This is a genomic window from Streptomyces sp. NPDC058646, assembly GCF_042716875.1.
Taxonomy (GTDB): Bacteria; Actinomycetota; Actinomycetes; order Streptomycetales; family Streptomycetaceae; genus Streptomyces.
In genome coordinates, this window is the sequence record NZ_JBHXRK010000001.1 from 39040 (window position 1) to 58078 (window position 19039).

Genomic DNA, 19039 nt, shown 5'->3' on the forward strand with positions numbered 1-19039 from the left:
CGGCCATCCCTCCGGACGTCGCGTGCTCGAAACGCAAGCTGCTGAACGTTCCTACAGCCAGTCGCGCTTCTTGAAGATGACGTACAGGCTGACGCAGACCACTGCCATCAGCAGGATCGCGAAGGGGTAGCCGGCTGCCCACTTCAGCTCGGGCATGGTCTCGAAGTTCATGCCGTAGATCGTGCCGACCAGGGTGGGGGCGAAGAGGATGGCGGCCCATGAAGAGATCTTCTTGATCTCTTCGTTCTGTTCGAAGCCGGCTTCGGCCAAGGCGCGCATTTCGGCGTTCTGTTGTTGGGAGACCAGGGTGGCGTTGACCGTCAGGATTTCCGTGAGGGCCTGGCGGAAGCCGTCCACGCGTTCGCTGGTGTGCGTGACGTGGTCGGCGACGTCGCGGAGGTAGCGCTGGAGCTCCTCGTCCGTGCCGTACTTCGCGAAGCCGGCCATCAGGCCGTGGAGCATGCCGACCAAGGGGCGGGTCGCGCGCTGGAACTCGACCATTTCGCGGGAGAGTTCGTAGATGCGGCGGGAGACCGCCGGGTCGCCGCGGAAGACCTCGGTCTCGATCTCGTCGATGTCCGTCTGGACGCCCTCCACCACCGGGGCGTAACCGTCGACCACCGAGTCGAGGATGGCGTACAGGGCGGCCTCCGGTCCCAGGCGGAGGAGTTCGGGGGTCTTCTCCATGCGGCGGCGGACGCTGGAGAGGTTCGGGGCGCCGCCGTGGCGGACGGTGATCAGGAAGTCCGGGCCGACGAAGATGTGGAGCTCGCTGAACTCGACCTCCTCCTGGGCGTCCAGGTAGCGGGCCGCGCGCAGGACGACGAAGAGGGTGTCTCCGTACCGCTCCAGCTTGGGGCGCTGGTGGGCCTCCAGGGCGTCTTCGACGGCGAGTTCGTGGAGGTTGAACTCGGCGGCCAAGGAGTGGAGTTCGGGTTCCGTCGGGCGGTGCAGGCCGATCCAGGCCATGCCGTCGGGCTGTTCGCGCAGCTGGCGGAAGGTGTCGGCCAGGGAGGTGGGGGAGGCGATCCGGCGGCCGTCGCGGTAGACGGCGGAGTCGATCACGCTGCGGTGGTGGTTCGGCGGGGCGGCGGCCGGGGGTGCGGGGGGCGGGGTGGACGCGGGAGGGCCCGCGGGAGGGGTGACCGGGGCGGAGGCGGGGCGGCGCCATCCCAGGCGCCTTTCGGACGGCGCGGGTGAGGGGCGGCGGTCTGGGCGCTCCGACATCGCAGGTCTGCTCCCGGTCGAACGTGTGTTTACGGGCAAGGTGCAGGATATATGGGGGAAAGGGGCATCGGTCTTCGCTCGGGCGGGGTCCGTCCCGGATTCCCGGCGCGGACACTTCTCTTGCGGACAGAAGATGTCCGCAAGGGGCGGTTAGCTTGCTGCCATGGCCCCCAGGACGACGCACTCGCATCCCGTACTCGGCACCCGCGCACTGAACCGTGCCACGCTCGCCCGCCAGCTGCTGCTCAGCCGCGCCGAGATGTCCGCGCAGGACGCCGTGACCCACCTCCTCGGACTGCAGGCGCAGAACGTGAAACCGCCGTACTTCCAGCTCCACGCCCGCCTCGCCGGGTTCCGGCCCGCCGAGCTGGCCGGGCTCATGGAGTCCCGGGAGGTGGTCCGGATGGTCACCATGCGCTCCACCATCCACACGCACACCGCCCACGACGCCCTCACCCTGCGCCCGCTCGTCCAGCCCGCCCGCGACCGCGAGGTGAACTACTTCCGCAAGGGGTTGGACGGCGTCGACCTGGAGCGCCTCGGCGCGTGTGCCCGCGACTTCGTCGAGAGCGAGCCGCGCACCATGGGGGAGATCCGGGAGGCGCTGCTCGCGCAGTGGCCCGGCGCGGACCCGCAGGCCCTGTCCGTCGCCGCCCGCTGCCGGCTGCCGCTCGTGCAGGTCACGCCCCGCGGGGTGTGGGGGCGCAGCGGGCAGGTCCGGCTGACCACGGTGGAGCGGTGGCTGGGGCGGGCCGCCGGGCAGGCGCAGCCGGTGGACGAGGTCGTGCTGCGCTACCTCGGCGCCTTCGGGCCCGCCTCCGTCAAGGACATGCAGGTCTGGGCCGGCCTGACCCGGCTCCGCGAGGCCTTCGAGAGGCTGCGGCCGGGCCTGGCCGTCTTCCGGGACGGGAACGGCGTCGAGCTCTTCGACCTGCCCGACGCCCCCCGGCCCGACCCGGACACCCCCGCGCCGCCGCGCTTCCTCCCCGAGTTCGACAACCTGCTGCTCTCGCACGCCGACCGAAGCCGCGTGGTGGCCCCCGAGATCAAGGGCCGGACCTGGACGGGGAACCAGGCCCACCGGACCCTGCTGGTCGACGGGTTCCTCGCCGGGCTGTGGAAGCCGGACGGGGCGGGGGTCACCGTCGAGCTCTTCGGTACGGTCTCCCGGGCCCGCAAGGACGAGATCGTCGCCGAGGGGGAGCGGATGATCGCCGCGATGGCGGACCGGGACCCCGACCCCGACGCCGATGCCGCCCCCGGCGCCGACCCCTATGCGGACGCCGCCGCCCGCCCGGGCTCCGTACGCTTCGGGTCAATCCACGGCTGACGCCGCTCTGGTGGTCCCTTCGCCGGACACGGCACGATGCCTGGCATGACCGAAAGCACGCAGCACAGCACCCGAGACGCCGCCGCCGACGAGTTCCTGGCCGCGCGGGACTTCCTGCTGGAGCGCCGGGGGGACTACGAGGCCGCCCGCGCCGGCTTCACCTGGCCCCGGCCGCACCGCTTCAACTGGGCCCTGGACTGGTTCGACCGCATCGCCACCGGCAACGGCGCCGACGCCCTGCGGATCGCCGAGGAGGACGGCACCAGCCGCAGCGTCTCCTTCGGGGAGCTGGCCGTACGGTCCGACGCGGCCGCCAACTGGCTGCGCGGCCAGGGGGTCGCCGCGGGCGACCGGATCCTGGTCATGCTCGGCAACCAGCGGGAGCTGTGGGAGGTCGTGCTCGCCGCGATGAAGCTGCGCGCCGTCGTCATCCCCGCCACCCCGCTGCTCGGCGCGGCCGACCTGCGCGACCGCATCGGGCGCGGCCGCGTACGCCACGTCGTCGCGCGCGCCGAGGACACGGGCAAGTTCGGCGAGGTGCCCGGCGGCTACACCCGCATCGCCGCCGGGCCGGAGGTCCCGGCCGGCTGGCGGCGGCTGGAGGACATGTACGCGGCCGACGCCGACTTCACGCCGGACGGGGAGACCCTCGCCACCGACCCGTTGATGCTGTATTTCACCTCCGGCACCACCGCCCACCCCAAGCTGGTCGAGCACACGCACGCCTCGTACCCCATCGGGCACCTGTCCACCATGTACTGGCTCGGCCTGCGCCCCGGGGACGTGCACCTCAACATCGCCTCGCCGGGCTGGGCCAAGCACGCCTGGTCCAGCCTCTTCGCCCCCTGGAACGCCGGGGCGACCGTCTTCGTCCACAACTACGCCCGCTTCGACCCCGAGCGGCTGATGGCCGAGATGGACCGGCACGGCGTGACCACCTTCTGCGCCCCGCCGACCGTGTGGCGGATGCTGATCCAGTCCGACCTCACCAAACTGGCCACGCCCCCGCGCGAGGCCGTCGCCGCCGGGGAGCCGCTCAACCCGGAGGTCATCGAGAAGGTCCGCGAGGCCTGGGGGATCACCATCCGCGACGGGTTCGGGCAGACGGAGACCACCCTCCAGGTGGGCAACTTCCCGGGCGCGCCCGTCAAGCCCGGCTCGATGGGACGTCCGGCGCCCGGCTACAAGATCGTGCTCGTCGACCCGGCGACCGGCAAGGAGTCCCCCGACGAGGGCGAACTGTGCGTGGACCTGCGCACCGGGCCCGCCGGTGTGATGACGGGCTACCGTGACGACCCCGAGCGCACGGCGGAAGCCATGGCCGACGGGCTGTACCGGACCGGCGACATCGCCTCGCGCGACGCCGACGGGTACCTCACCTACATCGGCCGGGCCGACGACGTCTTCAAGGCCTCCGACTACAAGATCAGCCCGTTCGAGCTGGAGAGCGCCCTGCTGGAGCACGAGGCCGTCGCCGAGGCCGCGGTCGTCCCGGCCCCCGACGCGCTGCGCCTGGCCGTCCCGAAGGCGTACGTGACGCTCGCCGCGGGCTGGGAGCCCGGCCCGGAGACGGCCCGGGCGCTGTTCGCGCACTCCCGAGCCGTGCTCTCCCCGTACAAGCGGATCCGGCGCATCGAGTTCGGCGAACTCCCGAAGACCGTCTCCGGCAAGATCCGCCGGGTCGAGCTGCGCGACCTGACCGCGGCCGGCTCGACGGGGGAGTACGAGGAGTCCGAGCTGAGCTGAGCCCCGCCGGGCCGACCCGAGCTGAGCCGACCGGGCCGCGACGGCCCCGGCCTGGCCGCCACGGGCCCCACCGCTTCGAAGGCCCCGCGTCCGCGGGACGAGGCCCCCCGTACGCGGAACCCCGTACGGGGGGCCTTCGTACGCGGGGCCTTCGTACGGGGTCCCGTGCGGTCCCTACGCGGGCAGGTGCGCCTCGATCGCGGCGATGACCTCGGGGGCCTCGGGCTCGATGCGCGGGCGGAAGCGGGCCGCGACCTCGCCGGCGGGGGAGATCAGGAACTTCTCGAAGTTCCACTGGATGTCGCCCGCCTCGCCCTCGGCGTCCGGGGTCTTCACCAGCTCCTGGTACAGCGGGTGCCGGTTCTCGCCGTTGACCTCGGACTTCTCCAGGATCGGGAAGGTGACGCCGAAGCCTGCCGCGCAGAAGGTCTGGATGTCGTCGGCGTTGCCGGGCTCCTGACCGCCGAACTGGTTGCAGGGCACGCCGACCACGGTGAACCCCTTCGCCTCGTACGCGAACTGCAGGCGGGCCAGCCCCGAGTACTGGGGGGTGAGCCCGCACTGCGAGGCGGTGTTCACGACCAGGATCGCCTTGCCCTTGTACGCCGCGAGGCTGGTGGGCTCGTCGGACAGGGTGGTCAGCGGGATGTCGTAGAGGCTCATCGGGCTCTCCTCGGCAGGAAGGGCGGCTAACAAGTAGCGGATAACGCCCCCGAGCCTAGGCCCCCGAGTCGATCAACTCGTCCGCCGGGTCGTTGACCGGCAGCGGCATGCCGGTGAGGTCCATCACGAACAGCGGTATCCCCAGGTAGTCCGCGCGGGTGCGGGCGTCCTCCGTGTACCCGGCGAGCGAGAAGTAGACGCTGGTCGCGGAAGCTGTGAGTCCGTTCAGCCAGACGCACTCCACCGCCCGCAGCCCGGCCGGAGCCGTGGTCGGGTCCACCTGCGCGACCAGCCCCGGAGCCCGCAGGTCCACGGCGGCGGAGGGGATGGGCCGGCCGTCGGGCTGGCGTACGTCCTGGAACCCGAGCCAGCGCAGGTAGAGCGCGGCCGTGGCCACCGCGTCCCGGGCGGTACGGATGGTCACCGGGCGGAACGCGGGCCGCGCCGGACCGCCCGCCGTCCCCGTCTCAGGCTCCCCGGGGAGCCGGTCCGCCACTCCGGCCGACCCCTCCCGGACGCCGCCCGCGCGGCCCGCGGACCCGGCGGCTGGGGACCGGGCCCCCGGCCGGGCCGTCCCGGCGCCCTGCTGTCCGGCGCCCGTCCGGTCCGGCTCGGCCCGCGGCGCCCGAACCTGCTCCGCCGCGGCCTGCTCCGGCGGGGTCTGCTCCAGTGGGGTCTGCCCCAGCGGATGCACCGCGATGCGCACCACCGTCCCGCAGGATGCGCACCCCAGCTCGGGGTGCGGCCACTCGCTCTCCCGCCCGCAGTTCGTGCACCGCACCGCCACCCAGGCGTCCGACCAGGTGCGGTGGGTCAGCGGTTCCGGCGGCGCCGTCAGGTCCAGCGGGGGGACGACCGGGCTTCCGCAGGCGCAGGGGAAGACCGGGCAGGTGTAGCTGTTCTCGCGCATGCACGCCGGGCAGCGCACCGGCACCGCTTCCGCCATGAGACCCGGACCCCTTCCGTCGCAGTGCGTGGGTCCATGCTCCACCACCGGCCACCACCGGGGGACCCGGTCCTCGGATTCCAGCGGATTTCGGCCCCAGGCGCGGCCCATTTGTGCGACTCACGGAGCGAGACGCGGCTTTTGGTGGGTTCCGGGCTGTCGCAGCGCCTTGACGTGCGCCGGGCCGCCGCTTAGCTTGTTCCGTATAGCAGAACAAAACTTCCGAATTACGGAAAAGCCTGACCGTCGGACCCGCAGGAGAACTCGATGCCCCGTATGACAGCCGCCGCCGCTGCAGTGGAGATCCTCAAGCTCGAGGGCGTTTCGCAAGCCTTCGGCGTGCCCGGCGCTGCGATCAACCCGTTCTACCGCGAGCTCAAGAACGTGGGCGGCATCAACCACACGCTGGCCCGCCACGTCGAGGGCGCCTCGCACATGGCCGAGGGATACACCCGTGCCAAGGCGGGCAACATCGGGGTCTGCATCGGTACCTCCGGCCCCGCCGGCACCGACATGATCACCGGTCTGTACTCGGCGATCGCCGACTCGATCCCGATCCTGTGCATCACCGGTCAGGCTCCGGTCGCGAAGCTCCACAAGGAGGACTTCCAGGCCGTCGACATCGCCTCGATCGCCAAGCCCGTCACCAAGGCCGCGACCACCGTCCTGGAGGCCGCCCAGGTCCCCGGCGTGTTCCAGCAGGCCTTCCACCTGATGCGCTCCGGCCGTCCCGGCCCGGTCCTGATCGACCTGCCGATCGACGTCCAGCTGACCGAGATCGAGTTCGACCCGGAGACCTACCAGCCCCTGCCGGTCTACAAGCCGCAGGCGTCCCGCGCCCAGGCCGCCAAGGCCCTGCAGTTCCTGCTGGAGTCCGAGCGTCCGCTGATCGTCGCCGGTGGCGGCATCATCAACGCCGACGCCTCCGACCTGCTGGTCGAGTTCGCCGAGCTGACCGGCGTCCCGGTCATCTCCACCCTCATGGGCTGGGGCGTCATCCCCGACGACCACGAGCTGAGCGCGGGCATGGTCGGCGTCCAGACCTCGCACCGCTACGGCAACGCGACCTTCCTGGAGTCGGACTTCGTCCTCGGCATCGGCAACCGCTGGGCCAACCGTCACACCGGCTACAACCTCGACGCGTACCTCGGCGACCGCAAGTTCGTCCACGTCGACATCGAGCCCACCCAGATCGGCAAGATCTTCGCCCCGGACTTCGGCATCGCCTCCGACGCCAAGGCCGCCCTGGAGCTCTTCATCGAGGTCGCCAAGGAGCTGAAGGCCGAGGGCAAGCTGCCGGACTTCTCCGCCTGGGCCGCCTCGGGCCAGGAGCGCAAGGCCACCCTCCAGCGCCGCACGCACTTCGACAACATCCCGATGAAGCCGCAGCGCGTGTACGAGGAGATGAACAAGGCCTTCGGCCCGGAGACGCGTTACGTCACCACCATCGGCCTCTCCCAGATCGCCGGCGCGCAGATGCTGCACGTCTTCAAGCCGCGCCACTGGATCAACTGCGGCCAGGCCGGCCCGCTCGGCTGGACCATCCCGGCCGCCATCGGTGCCGCCACCGCGGACCCGGAGACCCCGATCGTCGCGCTCTCGGGCGACTACGACTTCCAGTTCATGATCGAGGAGCTCGCGGTCGCCGCGCAGCACAAGGTCCCGTACGTCCACGTCCTCGTGAACAACGCCTACCTGGGTCTGATCCGTCAGGCGCAGGGCGGCCTGGGCATCAACTTCGAGGTCAACCTCGAGTTCGAGAACATCAACACCCCGGAGATCGGCGTCTACGGCGTCGACCACGTCAAGGTCGCCGAGGGTCTGGGCGTCAAGGCCATCCGCGTCACCGACCCGAACGAGCTGGGTGCGGCCTTCGAGCAGGCCAAGAAGCTGGCCCAGGAGTTCCAGGTCCCGGTCGTCGTCGAGGCCATCCTGGAGCGCGTCACCAACATCGCGATGAGCAAGACGGTCGACATGAGCGACGTCACCGAGTTCGAGGAGCTGGCCACCGAGCCCGGCCACGCCCCCACCGCGATCAAGTCCCTCAAGGTCTGATCAGCGTCGGCGACGCCCGCAACACCCGTACGGCCCGCAACAGCCGTACGGCCCGCAACACCCGCACTGCCCGTACTGCCTGAACCCACCTGACCGGGATTCCGGCAGTACGCACCGGCCCCCGTCGCTCCGCAAGGAGCGGCGGGGGCCGTTCTGCAGGTCCGGGCGCGTACGCGGGGCCGGGGCGGGCGGGCTACTCGGGGCGGGGGCCGAGCTCCGCGTCCACCGCGCCGGTGAGCAGCTCGCGGGCCCGCTCCAGGGTCAGCGAGCCGCTCAGCCGGCGCTCGCTCAGCCCCTCCACCAGGGCGGTCAGCCGTTCGGCCGCGTCCAGCGGGGTGACGTGCAGGTCGGCGAGGCCGGCCGCCTGGGCGTCCGAGACGGCCTCCGCGGTGTCCTGGGACCAGGAGCGGGTGGAGTCGGCCAGGGTCTCGCGCAGATCGGTGTCGCAGATGGCGCTCGCGCGCAACTCGCCCCAGGCGGTGGTGTTCTCGCGGACCTGGGGGGTGTCCTGGAGCTCGCCGAGCAGCAGCTGGAGGAGGACGGCGCGTGCGTCCTCGGTGTTCCGCACGGCCTCGTCGGTGTAACCGATGGCGCGGTCGCTGATGAAGGCAGGCGTGCGCTGGATCAGCCCGGCGCGGTCCTTGAAGTGGTAGTAGATCAAGGCGGTGGAGACCCCGGCCTCGGCCGCGAGGTCCTCGACGCGCAGGCCTCTGACGCCGTTGCGGGAGATGACCCGAACAGCTGCTTCCAGGATCAACGCCTGGCGATCGGCCACTCCCGCTCGCACCCTTCGGTCGGACCCCTGGACCCGCGGATCCCCGCGGGGGAGGTGCTGCCGGAGGCGCTGCGCCCGCACTTCCCGGACCGCGACCCGCGCCCGCGGGTCCGCGAACTGCTGGACCAAGTGGGCCCGGGGGAGCGGGAGTCGGCGGCCCGGGCCCGCGAGCTGTCGGGCGGCCGGCGCCGACGCGCGGCCGTCGCGCGGGTCCCGGCGGTGGAGGCCGCCCGCCGCCACCGGTCGCCGGAGGCACACGGCAAAGCGCCGAGCCACGGGACCGTCCGTGGCTCGGCGCTCTGGTTTGTGACCGCCCGACGGGGCGAGGCTGGCGCGACAGGACGTTCGCACCGCCGGGCGGAGCAGGAGGCTCCTCGGTTCCGCGCAGGGGGCTCTGTGCGTAGCCCCTGTACGGGAGAGGAGTGGCGGGGACCGTGGCGGGCGGGCGACGGGAACTCCGGCTTCGTCTCCCTCAGGTCAAGAGACGGGCCTCGGAACCCATTACCACCGCACTGGCTCGCACGCTCGCCACGGTCCTCGTCCTGCCCTCACCGCGTACCACCCCTCATCCGGGTCCGCGGCTCGGGCTCGGTACCCGGGGCCTGACCTCCCGTCAGGCCCCCGGTACAGCTATGCGGCTCAGGCGTCGCGCAGGGCGCGGACGGCCTCCTCGACGCGCTTGCCGTAGTCGGTGTCGGCGGCGTGGAAGTGAGCCAGGTTCTTCTCGATGACGTCCTCGAGGGTGACCTGAGACAGGCCGCCGGCGATGTTCGCCACCAGGCGCTGCTTCTCGGCCTCCGACATCAGGCGGTAGAGCTCACCGGCCTGGAAGAAGTCGTCGTCCTTGGTGTGGGCCGGGGCCTCGTGGGTGCCCGTGTAGCCGGAGACGGCCCTCGGGGCGCCGAGCGCCAGACCGGTCTCGGCCGGACCCTGGTACGAGTTGGGCTCGTAGTTCTTGTCGTGGCGCGAGCCGTTGCGCAGCGCCATGACACCGTCGCGGCCGTAGTTGTCGGCCTTCGTCGCCTTCGGGGCGTTGACCGGCAGCACGGTGTGGTTCACACCGAGGCGGTAGCGCTGGGCGTCGGCGTACGCGAACAGACGGCCCTGGAGCATCTTGTCCGGCGAGGCGGTGATGCCCGGGACGAAGTTGTTCGGGGAGAAGGCGGACTGCTCGACCTCGGCGAAGACGTTGTCCGGGTTGCGGTCGAGGACCAGGCGGCCCACGCGCTGCAGCGGGTAGTCGCTGTGCGGCCACACCTTGGTGAGGTCGAACGGGTTGAAGCGGTAGTCCGCGGCCTCGGCGGCGGGCATGATCTGGACGTAGAGGGTCCAGCTCGGGTTCACACCGCGCTCGATGGCCTGGAGCAGGTCGGTCTGGTGCGAGTTCGCGTCCTTGCCGACGAGCTCGGCGGCCTGGTCGCTCGACAGGCAGCGGATGCCCTGGTTCGTCTTGAAGTGGTACTTGACGAAGAAGGCCTCGCCCTGCTCGTTGGTCCACTGGTAGGTGTGGGAGCCGTAGCCGTTCATGTGACGGTACGAGGCGGGTATGCCGCGGTCACCCATCAGCCAGGTGATCTGGTGCGTGGCCTCGGGGGCGTGCGCCCAGAAGTCCCAGACGTTGTCCGGCTCCTGCTTGCCCGTGAAGGGGTCGCGCTTCTGGGAGTGGATGAAGTCGGGGAACTTGATCGGGTCCTTGATGAAGAACACCGGGGTGTTGTTGCCGACGAGGTCGTAGTTGCCCTCTTCGGTGTAGAACTTCAGGGCGAAGCCGCGCGGGTCGCGGACCGCGTCCGCGCCACCGAGGGAGTCGGCGACGGTGGAGAAGCGCAGGAAGGTCTCGGTCTTCTTGCCGACCGTGTTCAGGAACGCGGCGCTGGTGTACGCGGTGACGTCGTCCGTCACCTCGAAGTAGCCGTACGCGGCCGAACCGCGGGCGTGCACCACGCGCTCCGGGATGCGCTCGCGGTTGAAGCGGGCGAGCTTCTCGAGGAGCTGCTGGTCCTGGACCAGGAGCGGGCCACCGACGCCGGCGGTGGCGGAGTTCTGATTGTCGGCGACCGGGGCGCCGGACTCGGTCGTCAGCGTGCGCTTCGACATGGTGACCTTCCGTACGGGTAACTGCTGACGGAAGGCGTCTTCCGTCATGCGGAACAGCCTAATTTCGGCGTGAACGCGACGTCAACAGTTTGTTGAACAAAGATGTGGGAGAGGTGATCCGGACGGCGCCGGCACTTGGGCGCGACAGGACAGGTGTCAGCACCGGCGCCATCCGGAAACTCAGGTCCCCTTGCGGGGAGGTCCGGAGCCCTTGGGCCCCGGAGGGGGATCAGATCTGGGCGCCGGAGAGGCGCTCGACCGCGCGGAGCAGCGCGGAGTGGTCCAGGCCGCCGTCACCCTGGGCGCGCAGCGAGGCGACCAGCTGGGCGACGACCGCGCCGACCGGCAGGGCTGCACCGACGTTGCGGGCGGCGTCGGTGACGATGCCCATGTCCTTGTGGTGCAGGTCGATCCGGAAACCGGGCTTGAAGTCGCGGTTCAGGAAGTTGTCCTTCTTGCGGGTCAGGACCGTGGAGCCGGCCAGACCGCCGTTGAGGACGTCCAGGGCGGCCTGGAGGTTCACGCCGGACTTCTCGAGGAAGACGACGGCCTCGGCGCACGCCTGGATGTTCACCGCGACGATGAGCTGGTTGGCGGCCTTCACCGTCTGGCCGGAACCGTGCGGGCCGCAGAGCACGATGGTCTTGCCGAGGGCCTCGAGGACCGGCAGGGCCTCGTCGAAGTCGGCCTGCTCGCCGCCCACCATGATCGACAGGACGGCCTCGATGGCGCCGGCCTCGCCGCCGGACACCGGGGCGTCGATGACGCGGATGCCCTTCTCGGCGGCGTTCTTCGCGAGGTCGATCGAGGTCTGCGGGGTGATCGACGACATGTCGATGATCAGCGCGCCGGACTTCGCGTTCTCCAGGATGCCGTTCTCACCGTAGGCGATGGCCTCGACCTGCGGGGAGGCGGGCACCATCGTGATGATGACGTCCGCGTCCTTGACGGCCTCCGCGATCGAGCCGGCGGCGGTGCCGCCGGCCGCGGCCAGGCGGTCCAGCTTGTCCTGCTCCAGCGTGAAGCCGGTGACCGGGTAGCCGGCCTTCAGGAGGTTCTCGGCCATGGGGGAACCCATGATGCCGAGGCCGATCCAGGCAATGTTGGGGAGGGTGCTCATGATGAGGGTCCTTCTCTTAATGCTTTGTACGAAAAGTGCGTGGGGTGCCTGGCTGATCGCCTGGACTTTGTCCGCCTACTTGGCGGCGCGGGCCTCGGCCGGCAGCCACGCGAAGGACGCGGCGGCGTCGGCGGCCTTGTACTCCAGGCCTACGTAGCCCTCGTATCCGGCCTTCTTCAGCTGGTCGAGCAGCTCCTCGAGGGGCAGCTCGCCGGTGCCGGGGGCACCGCGTCCGGGCTTGTCCGCGATCTGGACGTGCCCGGTCTTGGCGGCGTACTTTTCGATGACCTCGGAGAGGTCCTCATCGTTCATCGCCAGGTGGTACAGGTCGAGCAGGAACTTGGCGTTGCCGAGGCCGGTGGCCTCGTTCACCTTGTCCACCACCTCGATGCCGGCCGGGGTGCTCACCAGCGGGTAGAGCGGCGACTCGGGCTTGTTGAGGGTCTCGATCAGGAGGATCGCGCCGACGCGGTCCGCGGCCTGGGCCGCCACGACCAGGTTCTTCAGCGCGAGCTCGTCCTGCACGGCGGGGTCGACGCCGTCGACCCGGTTGCCGTAGAGGGCGTTCAGTGCCTTGCAGCCCACCGAGGCGGCGAAGTCCGCGGCCACGTTGATGTTGGCGTTGAAGCGCTCCGACTCCTCACCGGGAACCGAGACCGCACCGCGGTCCGGACCCGGCAGCTGGCCGGCGTAGAAGTTCAGGCCCACCAGCTGGGTGCCGGCGTCCTCAAGGGCTTTCTTGAGGGCGTCGAGCTCCTCCTGTGCGGGGGTGGGGGTCTCGATCCAGGGCCACCACAGCTCGACCGCCGTGAAGCCGGCCGCGGCGGCAGCCGCGGGACGCTCCAGGAGCGGGAGTTCCGTGAAGAGGATCGACAGGTTCACATCGAAGCGCTGGTCCGTGTATCCCATGAGGGGTGTGCGCTCCTTCCGTATTGCGGAAGTTATTTTCTGCTTGATGGAAGACTGCATCGGGCTTGTTGCAGATGTCAAGTGCGGACTCCCGGAAAATCGCGACCGCGGGGTAGCTTGGCCCGCGTGCGATTGAGAGTGGAGTTCACGACCGAGCCCTTCGATCTCGAAGAGGCCCCTGCCCATGCCGTGGCCGCTCGCGAGGTCATCCAGAAGGCCCAGCTGGACGCGGTGGACGTCGGCCCGTTCGGCAACACCGCCGAGGGCGAGTCCGGCCCGGTGCTGGCCGCGGTGGCCGCCCTGCTGCGCGACTCCCTGGAGGCCGGCGCCACCCGGGTCTCCCTCCAGGTCAACGTGCTCGGGGAGGAGACGCCATGACCGAGCCCCGCGACCACCCGTTCGTCACCGCCGTCAAGCCGCTGGTGGACGCGATGGGCGGCGAGCTCATGGATCCGGCCCTCGCGCAGCCCGACGACGTCGTGCTCAGCTGGGAGGGCCAGGAGCTGCTGGCCGTGCGCCTGCCCCAGCTCTCCGACTCGCTGGACCACATCCTCGCGGCCCTGGAGCGCCGGCACGGCGTGCCGCTGGCCCAGCTCGACCGGAAGTCCAAGCAGGACGTCGTACGGATACTGGAGGCGCGAGGCGCCTTCTCGGTCCGGCACGGCGTGGAGACGGTCGCGGGCGCGCTGGGGGTAAGCCGCTTCACGGTGTACAACTACCTGAACAGGGACTCAAACCCTCCCAAAGCGGCCGGAAAGGCCAGCCAGGAGTGAACGAAGCCTGACCCGCAGTGACGAGCCGCCGCCCAATTCACCCGGGCGGCGGCTTTTGTGTACGGGAAGTTTCAACAAAGTGTTGACGCCGTGTGGTGGAGGGCGTTAGCTATGCGCAGCCCGTCAAAGCAACAACAGGCCACGGAGGCCTACCGTGACTTCGAGTCCGACCCCGGGTCTCACCCGGTTCAACGCCTTGGACGACAGCGCGGCCTCGGCCGAGCTGCACGAGGTGTGCGCCAGTTCGGCGTGGGGGAGCAAGCTGCTCGCCCAGCGCCCCTTCGCCACCGCTGAATCCCTGTTCGCCGCGAACGAGGCCGCCATGGCCGAGCTCACCGCGGAGGACCTGGGCGAAGCGATGGGAGGCCACGCGCCGATCGGCCGGCCGAAGCCGGGAGACCCGACCTCCGCCCGCGAGCAGCGCGGCATGGCCGGTGCCTCGGAGGAGCTGAAGAACGAGCTCCTCGAACTGAACCTGGCGTACCAGGAGAAGTTCGGCCACGTCTTCCTCATCTGCGCCACCGGTGCGACCGGTGAGTTCATGCGGGACGCGGTCAGGGTCCGGATCGACCACTCGCCGGAGCAGGAGCGGGAAATCGCCCGCGGTGAGCTCGTCAAGATCAACAAGATCCGCCTGACCCGCCTCGTCGAACTCGCAGAAGGAGCGTGAGCATGAGCACCGAGACCACCGCGTCGGTGTCCACGCACATCCTGGACACCAGCATCGGCAAGCCCGCCGAGGGCGTCGCCATCTCCCTGTCGGCCCGTACGGGTCTCGACGGCGAGTGGGCGGCCCTGGGCGGCTCCGCCACGGATGCGGACGGGCGCTGCAAGGACCTGCCGGCGCTGCCGGAGGGCACCACCCACGTGCGTCTCGACTTCGAAACCGAGACGTACTTCTCCAAGAAGCAAGCCGAGGCGCAGCAGGACGCCCCCCGCGTAAGGGACAGCGGTGCGTTCTTCCCCGAGGTCACCATCACCTTTGCGGTGAACCCGGGCGAGCATTACCACGTACCGCTGCTGCTCAACCCGTTCGGCTACTCCGTTTACCGAGGGAGCTAGCATGGCCACGATTCTGGGCCAGAACCAGTACGGCAAAGCAGAGAACCGCGTCGTCAAGATCACGCGGGACGGCGACACGCACCACATCAAGGACCTGAACGTCTCGGTCGCCCTCTCCGGCGACATGGACGACGTCCACTACTCCGGCTCGAACGCCAACGTCCTGCCGACGGACACCACCAAGAACACGGTGTACGCGTTCGCCAAGGAGTACGGCATCGAGTCCGCCGAGCAGTTCGGCATCCATCTGGCGCGCTGGTTCGTCAACAGCCAGGAGCCGATCAAGAAGGCGCGCATCCGGATCGAGGAGTACTCCTGGGACCGGATCGCCACCTCGGACGCCAACTCCAAGTTCATCGGCTCCGACGAGGTGAACCACTCCTTCGTCCGTCAGGGCATGGAGACCCGCGTCACCCAGATCACGTACGACGGTACGAACTGGGAGGTCATCTCCGGTCTCAAGGACCTCGTCGTCATGAACTCCACGAACTCCGAGTTCTGGGGGTACGTGAAGGACAAGTACACGACGCTGAAGGAGGCCTACGACCGCATCCTGGCCACCCAGGTGTCGGCGCGCTGGCGCTTCAACTGGTCGGACGACGAGCAGCGGATGCCCAACTGGGAGAAGTCCTACGCCGAGACCAAGAAGCACATGCTCCAGGCCTTCGCGGAGACCTACTCCCTCTCGCTGCAGCAGACGCTGTACCAGATGGGCTCGCGCATCATCAACCACCGTTCGGAGATCGACGAGGTCCGCTTCTCGCTCCCGAACAAGCATCACTTCCTCGTCGACCTGGAGCCCTTCGGCCTCAAGAACGACAACGAGGTGTACTTCGCCGCGGACCGCCCGTACGGTCTGATCGAGGCCACTGTTCTCCGGGACGGCGTAGACGCCCGTATCCCCGTGGACATGACCAACCTCTGATGCGGCACGCGCGTCCCGGGGCTCCGCAGTGGCCCCGGGACGGCGCGACACTCTTCAGCTTCGTGAATCGGCACCCGGACGCACATACGGGGCGGCAGTACTGTCAGCTGTCAAGGCCCCCGGCTCCGGCACTCAAATCTCCTGGGCCTTGCCGTGCCCGCACCGCCACTGAAAGCACGAGGAAGTCCCATGGCAGCATCGGCAGCCCTTGACAGCGCGGTCGAGCGCATCGTCATCGAGAACTGTGCGATCGCGACCGTCGACGCGAACGACACCGAGTACGCCTCGGGACACGTGGTCGTCGCCGGTAACAAGATCGAGTCGATCGGTGCGGGCAAGGCCCCCGAGAACCTCGAGAACGTGGTCCGCCGCATCGACGGCACGGGTCACCTCGTCACCCCCGGCCTGGTCAACACGCACCACCACTTCTACCAGTGGATCACGCGCGGTCTGGCCACCGACCACAACCTCTTCAACTGGCTGGTCTCGCTCTACCCGACCTGGGCGCGCATCGACGAGCAGATGACGTACGCGGCCGCGCAGGGCTCCCTGGCCGCCATGGCCCGCGGTGGTGTCACCACCGCGATGGACCACCACTACGTCTTCCCCAAGGGCTCCGGCGACCTCTCCGGCTCGATCATCCGCGCCGCCTCGGAGATGGGCGTCCGCTTCACCCTCGCCCGCGGTTCGATGGACCGCAGCGAGAAGGACGGCGGCCTGCCGCCGGACCACGCGGTCGAGACCCTCGAAGGTGCGCTCGCGGACACCGAGGCGACCGTGAAGAAGTACCACGACGCCTCCTTCGACGCGATGACCCAGGTCGCCGTGGCCCCGTGCTCCCCCTTCTCGGTCTCCACCGAGCTGCTGAAGCAGGGCGCCGAGCTGGCCCGCCGCCTGGGTGTGCGCATGCACACGCACGGCTCCGAGACCGTCGAGGAAGAGCAGTTCTGCAAGGAACTGTTCGGCATGGGCCCGACCGATTACTTCGAGTCCACCGGCTGGCTCGGCGAGGACGTGTGGATGGCGCACAGCGTCCACATGAACGACTCCGACATCGCCGCGTTCGCCCGCACCAGGACCGGTGTCGCGCACTGCCCGTCCTCCAACGCCCGTCTGGCCGCCGGCATCGCCCGCGTCCCGGACATGCTCGCCGCCGGCGTACCGGTCGGCCTCGGCGTGGACGGCACCGCCTCCAACGAGTCCGGTGAGCTGCACACCGAGCTGCGCAACGCGCTGCTGATCAACCGCCTGAACCCGGTCCACCGCGAGCGCGCCCTGAACGCGCGCCAGGCCCTGCGCCTCGGTACGTACGGCGGCGCCCAGGTCCTCGGCCGCGCCGACAACATCGGTTCGCTGGAGGTCGGCAAGTGCGCCGACCTGGTGCTGTGGAACCTGAACACCTTCCTGCACTCCTCGATCGCCGACCCGGTCACCGCACTGGTCTTCGGCGCGGCAGCCCCGGTGACGGCTTCGTTCGTCAACGGCAAGCAGATCGTCGAGAACAACCGACTCCTCTTCGCCGACGAGGACGCCATCGCCGTGTCCACGCGGGAAGAGGCCCAGCGCCTGGCGCGCATCACCGCGCAGGCCTGATCCCCCGGAGTCCGGCCGGGGGGGACGGCCCCCGGCCGGTCGCCGCGGACCCGAGCGGGGTCCGTCGGCAGCCGTGCCCGGGAAGCGCCCGAGGAAATCCGAGGGCGCTCCCGGGTGCGGTGAATCCAGCCACCGGCTTCTTCGCAGGAGGACCGGCGCGGAACGGTTTTGGGCGAATCGTTTCTGCACCCCTTGGGACAAGCATGCGCACCATCCACAACTGAACAAAGGCTCGACTCGCACAGCTTTCGCACCACCTCCATGACACCCACGTCCCTGCCGACGTGTCTAACCGACCGGAGGAAGCCGTGGCCGTAACGCCCAGGTTTCGCAAAGATGCAGTCGCAGTACCGGAGGAGAAGCACCCGGTCGACGAGACCCTGCCTCCGCTGAAGATGTTCACGAGCGGCCTCCAGCACGTGGCCGCCATGTACGCGGGTGTCGTAGCCCCGCCCATGATCGTCGGCCCCGCCGTCGGTCTTTCCGCCACCGAGACCGCCTTCCTGATGGGCGCCTCCCTCTTCACCGCCGGCCTCGCGACCCTCCTCCAGACCCTCGGCTTCTGGAAGATCGGCGCCAAACTCCCCTTCGTCAACGGCGTCTCCTTCGCCGGCGTCACCCCGATGATCGCGATAGGCAAGGGGGAGGGGGACGACGCCATCCCCATCATCTTCGGTGCGATCATCGTCGCCGGAGTCATCGGCTTCTTCGCCGCCCCCTACTTCGGCAAGCTCGTCCGCTTCTTTCCCCCGGTCGTGACGGGTACGGTCATCACCCTGATCGGCATCTCGCTCCTGCCGGTGGCCTTCAACTGGTCGCAGGGCGGGAACAGCACCGCCACCGACTACGGCTCGATGAAGAACATCGGCATGGCCGCCGCCACCCTGGTCATCGTCCTGCTGATGCGCAAGTTCCTGCGCGGCTTCCTCCAGCAGATCGCCATCCTGCTCGGCCTGGTCGCGGGCACCCTCATCGCACTGCCGCTGGGCATGACGAGCCTCGACGCGGTCAAGAACGCCTCCGTGGTCGGCTTCCCCACCCCGTTCCACTTCGGCGCCCCGCAGTTCCAGGTCGCGGCGATCATCTCCATGTGCATCGTCATGCTCGTCTGCATGACCGAGTCCACCGCGGACATCCTCGCGCTCGGCAAGATCGTCGGCCGCCCGGCGGACGCGAAGACCATCGAGGGCGGACTGCGCGCCGACACCCTCGGCAGCGCCATCAGCCCGCTCTTCAACGGCTTCATGTGCAGCGCCTTCGCCCAGAACATCGGGCTCGTGGCCATGACCAAGGTGCGCAGCCGCTTCGTGGTCGCGGCGGGTGGCGGCATCCTGATCCTGCTCGGCCTGTGTCCGATGGCGGCCTCCGTCATCGGAGTGGTCCCGCTGCCGGTCCTCGGCGGCGCCGGCATCGTCCTCTTCGGCTCGGTCGCCGCCAGCGGCATACAGACCCTGGCGGGCGCGGCCATGGAGAAGGGCGAGAACGCCCTGATCGTCGCCGCCTCGGTGGGCATCGGCCTGATCCCGATCGCCGCGCCGCAGTTCTACCACGCCTTCCCGAAGGACCTGCTGGTCGTCCTCGACTCGGGCATCAGCACCGGCTGCGTGGTGGCCATCCTGCTGAACCTGGCCTTCAACCACCTCGGCGCCAAGAAGGGCGCGGCCTCGGCCGCCCCGGAACCGGTGCCCGTCCACTGACGTCCGGACCGGCCGGCCCCACCCCTCCCGGGGCCGGAGCCGGACGAAACGGCGGCGCGTACGCCACCCGCTGCGGGTGTGGCGTACGCGCCGCCGTTTCCACTGCGCCGTTTCCGCCGCG

Annotated in this window: 17 protein-coding genes; 10 read left to right on the top strand and 7 right to left on the bottom strand. The window is 69.9% G+C overall.

Annotated elements, in window-relative coordinates:
- Positions 1 to 51: 51 nt before the first annotated feature.
- Positions 52 to 1227 carry a magnesium and cobalt transport protein CorA gene (locus ACFWUZ_RS00135; protein ID WP_384364493.1) on the bottom strand — a complete coding sequence of 392 codons (1176 nt, stop codon included), beginning with the start codon at positions 1225 to 1227 and terminating at the stop codon, positions 52 to 54.
- A 163-nt stretch (positions 1228 to 1390) separates the two neighbouring features.
- Between ACFWUZ_RS00135 and ACFWUZ_RS00140 the strand changes: the two genes are divergently transcribed.
- Both ACFWUZ_RS00140 and ACFWUZ_RS00145 read left to right on the top strand, forming a co-directional pair.
- Positions 1391 to 2557 carry a winged helix DNA-binding domain-containing protein gene (locus tag ACFWUZ_RS00140; protein WP_384364496.1) on the top strand — a complete coding sequence of 389 codons (1167 nt, stop codon included), beginning with the start codon at positions 1391 to 1393 and terminating at the stop codon, positions 2555 to 2557.
- A gap of 45 nt (positions 2558 to 2602) precedes the next feature.
- Positions 2603 to 4303 (top strand): AMP-binding protein, encoded by a 1701-nt coding sequence (locus ACFWUZ_RS00145; protein WP_384364499.1) that lies wholly within the window; start codon positions 2603 to 2605, stop codon positions 4301 to 4303.
- Between the two features lie 174 nt (positions 4304 to 4477).
- On the opposite strand, the gene ACFWUZ_RS00150 is transcribed toward ACFWUZ_RS00145, so the two are convergent.
- Both ACFWUZ_RS00150 and ACFWUZ_RS00155 read right to left on the bottom strand, forming a co-directional pair.
- Positions 4478 to 4966: a glutathione peroxidase gene (locus ACFWUZ_RS00150; RefSeq protein WP_384364502.1), complete on the bottom strand. Its 489-nt coding sequence runs from the start codon at positions 4964 to 4966 to the stop codon at positions 4478 to 4480.
- 55 nt (positions 4967 to 5021) lie between these two features.
- Positions 5022 to 5912: a hypothetical protein gene (locus ACFWUZ_RS00155; RefSeq protein ID WP_384364505.1), complete on the bottom strand. Its 891-nt coding sequence runs from the start codon at positions 5910 to 5912 to the stop codon at positions 5022 to 5024.
- Between the two features lie 267 nt (positions 5913 to 6179).
- On the opposite strand from ACFWUZ_RS00155, the gene gcl reads away from it, so the two are divergent.
- Positions 6180 to 7967: a glyoxylate carboligase gene (gcl, locus tag ACFWUZ_RS00160; RefSeq protein ID WP_384364508.1), complete on the top strand. Its 1788-nt coding sequence runs from the start codon at positions 6180 to 6182 to the stop codon at positions 7965 to 7967.
- A 193-nt stretch (positions 7968 to 8160) separates the two neighbouring features.
- Here gcl and ACFWUZ_RS00165 read toward each other — a convergent pair whose 3' ends face one another.
- From ACFWUZ_RS00165 to ACFWUZ_RS00180, 4 genes are all read right to left on the bottom strand, one after another.
- The gene (locus tag ACFWUZ_RS00165; protein WP_384364511.1) at positions 8161 to 8742 is read right to left on the bottom strand and encodes a TetR/AcrR family transcriptional regulator; all 582 of its coding nucleotides are present in this window, start codon (positions 8740 to 8742) and stop codon (positions 8161 to 8163) included.
- Positions 8743 to 9381: 639 nt separating this feature from the next.
- Positions 9382 to 10839 carry a catalase gene (locus ACFWUZ_RS00170; protein ID WP_384366213.1) on the bottom strand — a complete coding sequence of 486 codons (1458 nt, stop codon included), beginning with the start codon at positions 10837 to 10839 and terminating at the stop codon, positions 9382 to 9384.
- Between the two features lie 229 nt (positions 10840 to 11068).
- A complete protein-coding gene (locus tag ACFWUZ_RS00175; RefSeq protein ID WP_384364514.1) occupies positions 11069 to 11959 on the bottom strand; it encodes a 2-hydroxy-3-oxopropionate reductase in 891 nt (296 codons plus the stop codon).
- Between the two features lie 75 nt (positions 11960 to 12034).
- Positions 12035 to 12868 (bottom strand): TIM barrel protein, encoded by an 834-nt coding sequence (locus ACFWUZ_RS00180; protein WP_384364517.1) that lies wholly within the window; start codon positions 12866 to 12868, stop codon positions 12035 to 12037.
- 126 nt (positions 12869 to 12994) lie between these two features.
- Here ACFWUZ_RS00180 and ACFWUZ_RS00185 point away from each other — a divergent pair, with 126 nt between their 5' ends.
- From ACFWUZ_RS00185 to ACFWUZ_RS00215, 7 genes are all read left to right on the top strand, one after another.
- A complete protein-coding gene (locus tag ACFWUZ_RS00185; protein WP_384364520.1) occupies positions 12995 to 13246 on the top strand; it encodes a hypothetical protein in 252 nt (83 codons plus the stop codon).
- Positions 13243 to 13641: a helix-turn-helix domain-containing protein gene (locus ACFWUZ_RS00190; RefSeq protein ID WP_384364523.1), complete on the top strand. Its 399-nt coding sequence runs from the start codon at positions 13243 to 13245 to the stop codon at positions 13639 to 13641. The genes ACFWUZ_RS00185 and ACFWUZ_RS00190 overlap by 4 nt, the downstream gene beginning before the upstream one ends.
- A 154-nt stretch (positions 13642 to 13795) precedes the next feature.
- On the top strand, positions 13796 to 14311 hold the full coding sequence (gene uraD / locus ACFWUZ_RS00195) for a 2-oxo-4-hydroxy-4-carboxy-5-ureidoimidazoline decarboxylase (RefSeq protein WP_384364526.1): 516 nt from the start codon (positions 13796 to 13798) through the stop codon (positions 14309 to 14311).
- A gap of 2 nt (positions 14312 to 14313) precedes the next feature.
- Positions 14314 to 14703, top strand: a complete 390-nt coding sequence (uraH, locus tag ACFWUZ_RS00200) for a hydroxyisourate hydrolase (protein ID WP_030715205.1) — start codon at positions 14314 to 14316, stop codon at positions 14701 to 14703.
- Position 14704: 1 nt separating this feature from the next.
- A complete protein-coding gene (pucL, locus tag ACFWUZ_RS00205) occupies positions 14705 to 15628 on the top strand; it encodes a factor-independent urate hydroxylase (RefSeq protein WP_384364530.1) in 924 nt (307 codons plus the stop codon).
- 189 nt (positions 15629 to 15817) lie between these two features.
- Entirely contained in the window at positions 15818 to 17221 is a 1404-nt protein-coding gene (locus tag ACFWUZ_RS00210) for an 8-oxoguanine deaminase (protein WP_384364533.1), read from the top strand.
- 308 nt (positions 17222 to 17529) lie between these two features.
- Positions 17530 to 18918 (top strand): nucleobase:cation symporter-2 family protein, encoded by a 1389-nt coding sequence (locus tag ACFWUZ_RS00215; protein ID WP_384366216.1) that lies wholly within the window; start codon positions 17530 to 17532, stop codon positions 18916 to 18918.
- Positions 18919 to 19039 lie beyond the last annotated feature (121 nt).

Bases quoted from the DNA above. Each gene is read 5' to 3' on its own strand.
- uraH (WP_030715205.1), top strand. From the start codon at position 14,314: ATGAGCACCGAGACCACCGCGTCGGTGTCCACGCACATCCTGGACACC.
- ACFWUZ_RS00150 (WP_384364502.1), bottom strand. From the start codon at position 4,966: ATGAGCCTCTACGACATCCCGCTGACCACCCTGTCCGACGAGCCCACC.
- ACFWUZ_RS00210 (WP_384364533.1), top strand. From the start codon at position 15,818: ATGGCAGCATCGGCAGCCCTTGACAGCGCGGTCGAGCGCATCGTCATC.
- ACFWUZ_RS00170 (WP_384366213.1), bottom strand. From the start codon at position 10,839: ATGTCGAAGCGCACGCTGACGACCGAGTCCGGCGCCCCGGTCGCCGAC.
- ACFWUZ_RS00155 (WP_384364505.1), bottom strand. From the start codon at position 5,912: ATGGCGGAAGCGGTGCCGGTGCGCTGCCCGGCGTGCATGCGCGAGAAC.
- ACFWUZ_RS00145 (WP_384364499.1), top strand. From the start codon at position 2,603: ATGACCGAAAGCACGCAGCACAGCACCCGAGACGCCGCCGCCGACGAG.
- ACFWUZ_RS00180 (WP_384364517.1), bottom strand. From the start codon at position 12,868: ATGGGATACACGGACCAGCGCTTCGATGTGAACCTGTCGATCCTCTTC.
- ACFWUZ_RS00135 (WP_384364493.1), bottom strand. From the start codon at position 1,227: ATGTCGGAGCGCCCAGACCGCCGCCCCTCACCCGCGCCGTCCGAAAGG.
- ACFWUZ_RS00190 (WP_384364523.1), top strand. From the start codon at position 13,243: ATGACCGAGCCCCGCGACCACCCGTTCGTCACCGCCGTCAAGCCGCTG.
- ACFWUZ_RS00175 (WP_384364514.1), bottom strand. From the start codon at position 11,959: ATGAGCACCCTCCCCAACATTGCCTGGATCGGCCTCGGCATCATGGGT.
- pucL (WP_384364530.1), top strand. From the start codon at position 14,705: ATGGCCACGATTCTGGGCCAGAACCAGTACGGCAAAGCAGAGAACCGC.
- ACFWUZ_RS00140 (WP_384364496.1), top strand. From the start codon at position 1,391: ATGGCCCCCAGGACGACGCACTCGCATCCCGTACTCGGCACCCGCGCA.
- gcl (WP_384364508.1), top strand. From the start codon at position 6,180: ATGCCCCGTATGACAGCCGCCGCCGCTGCAGTGGAGATCCTCAAGCTC.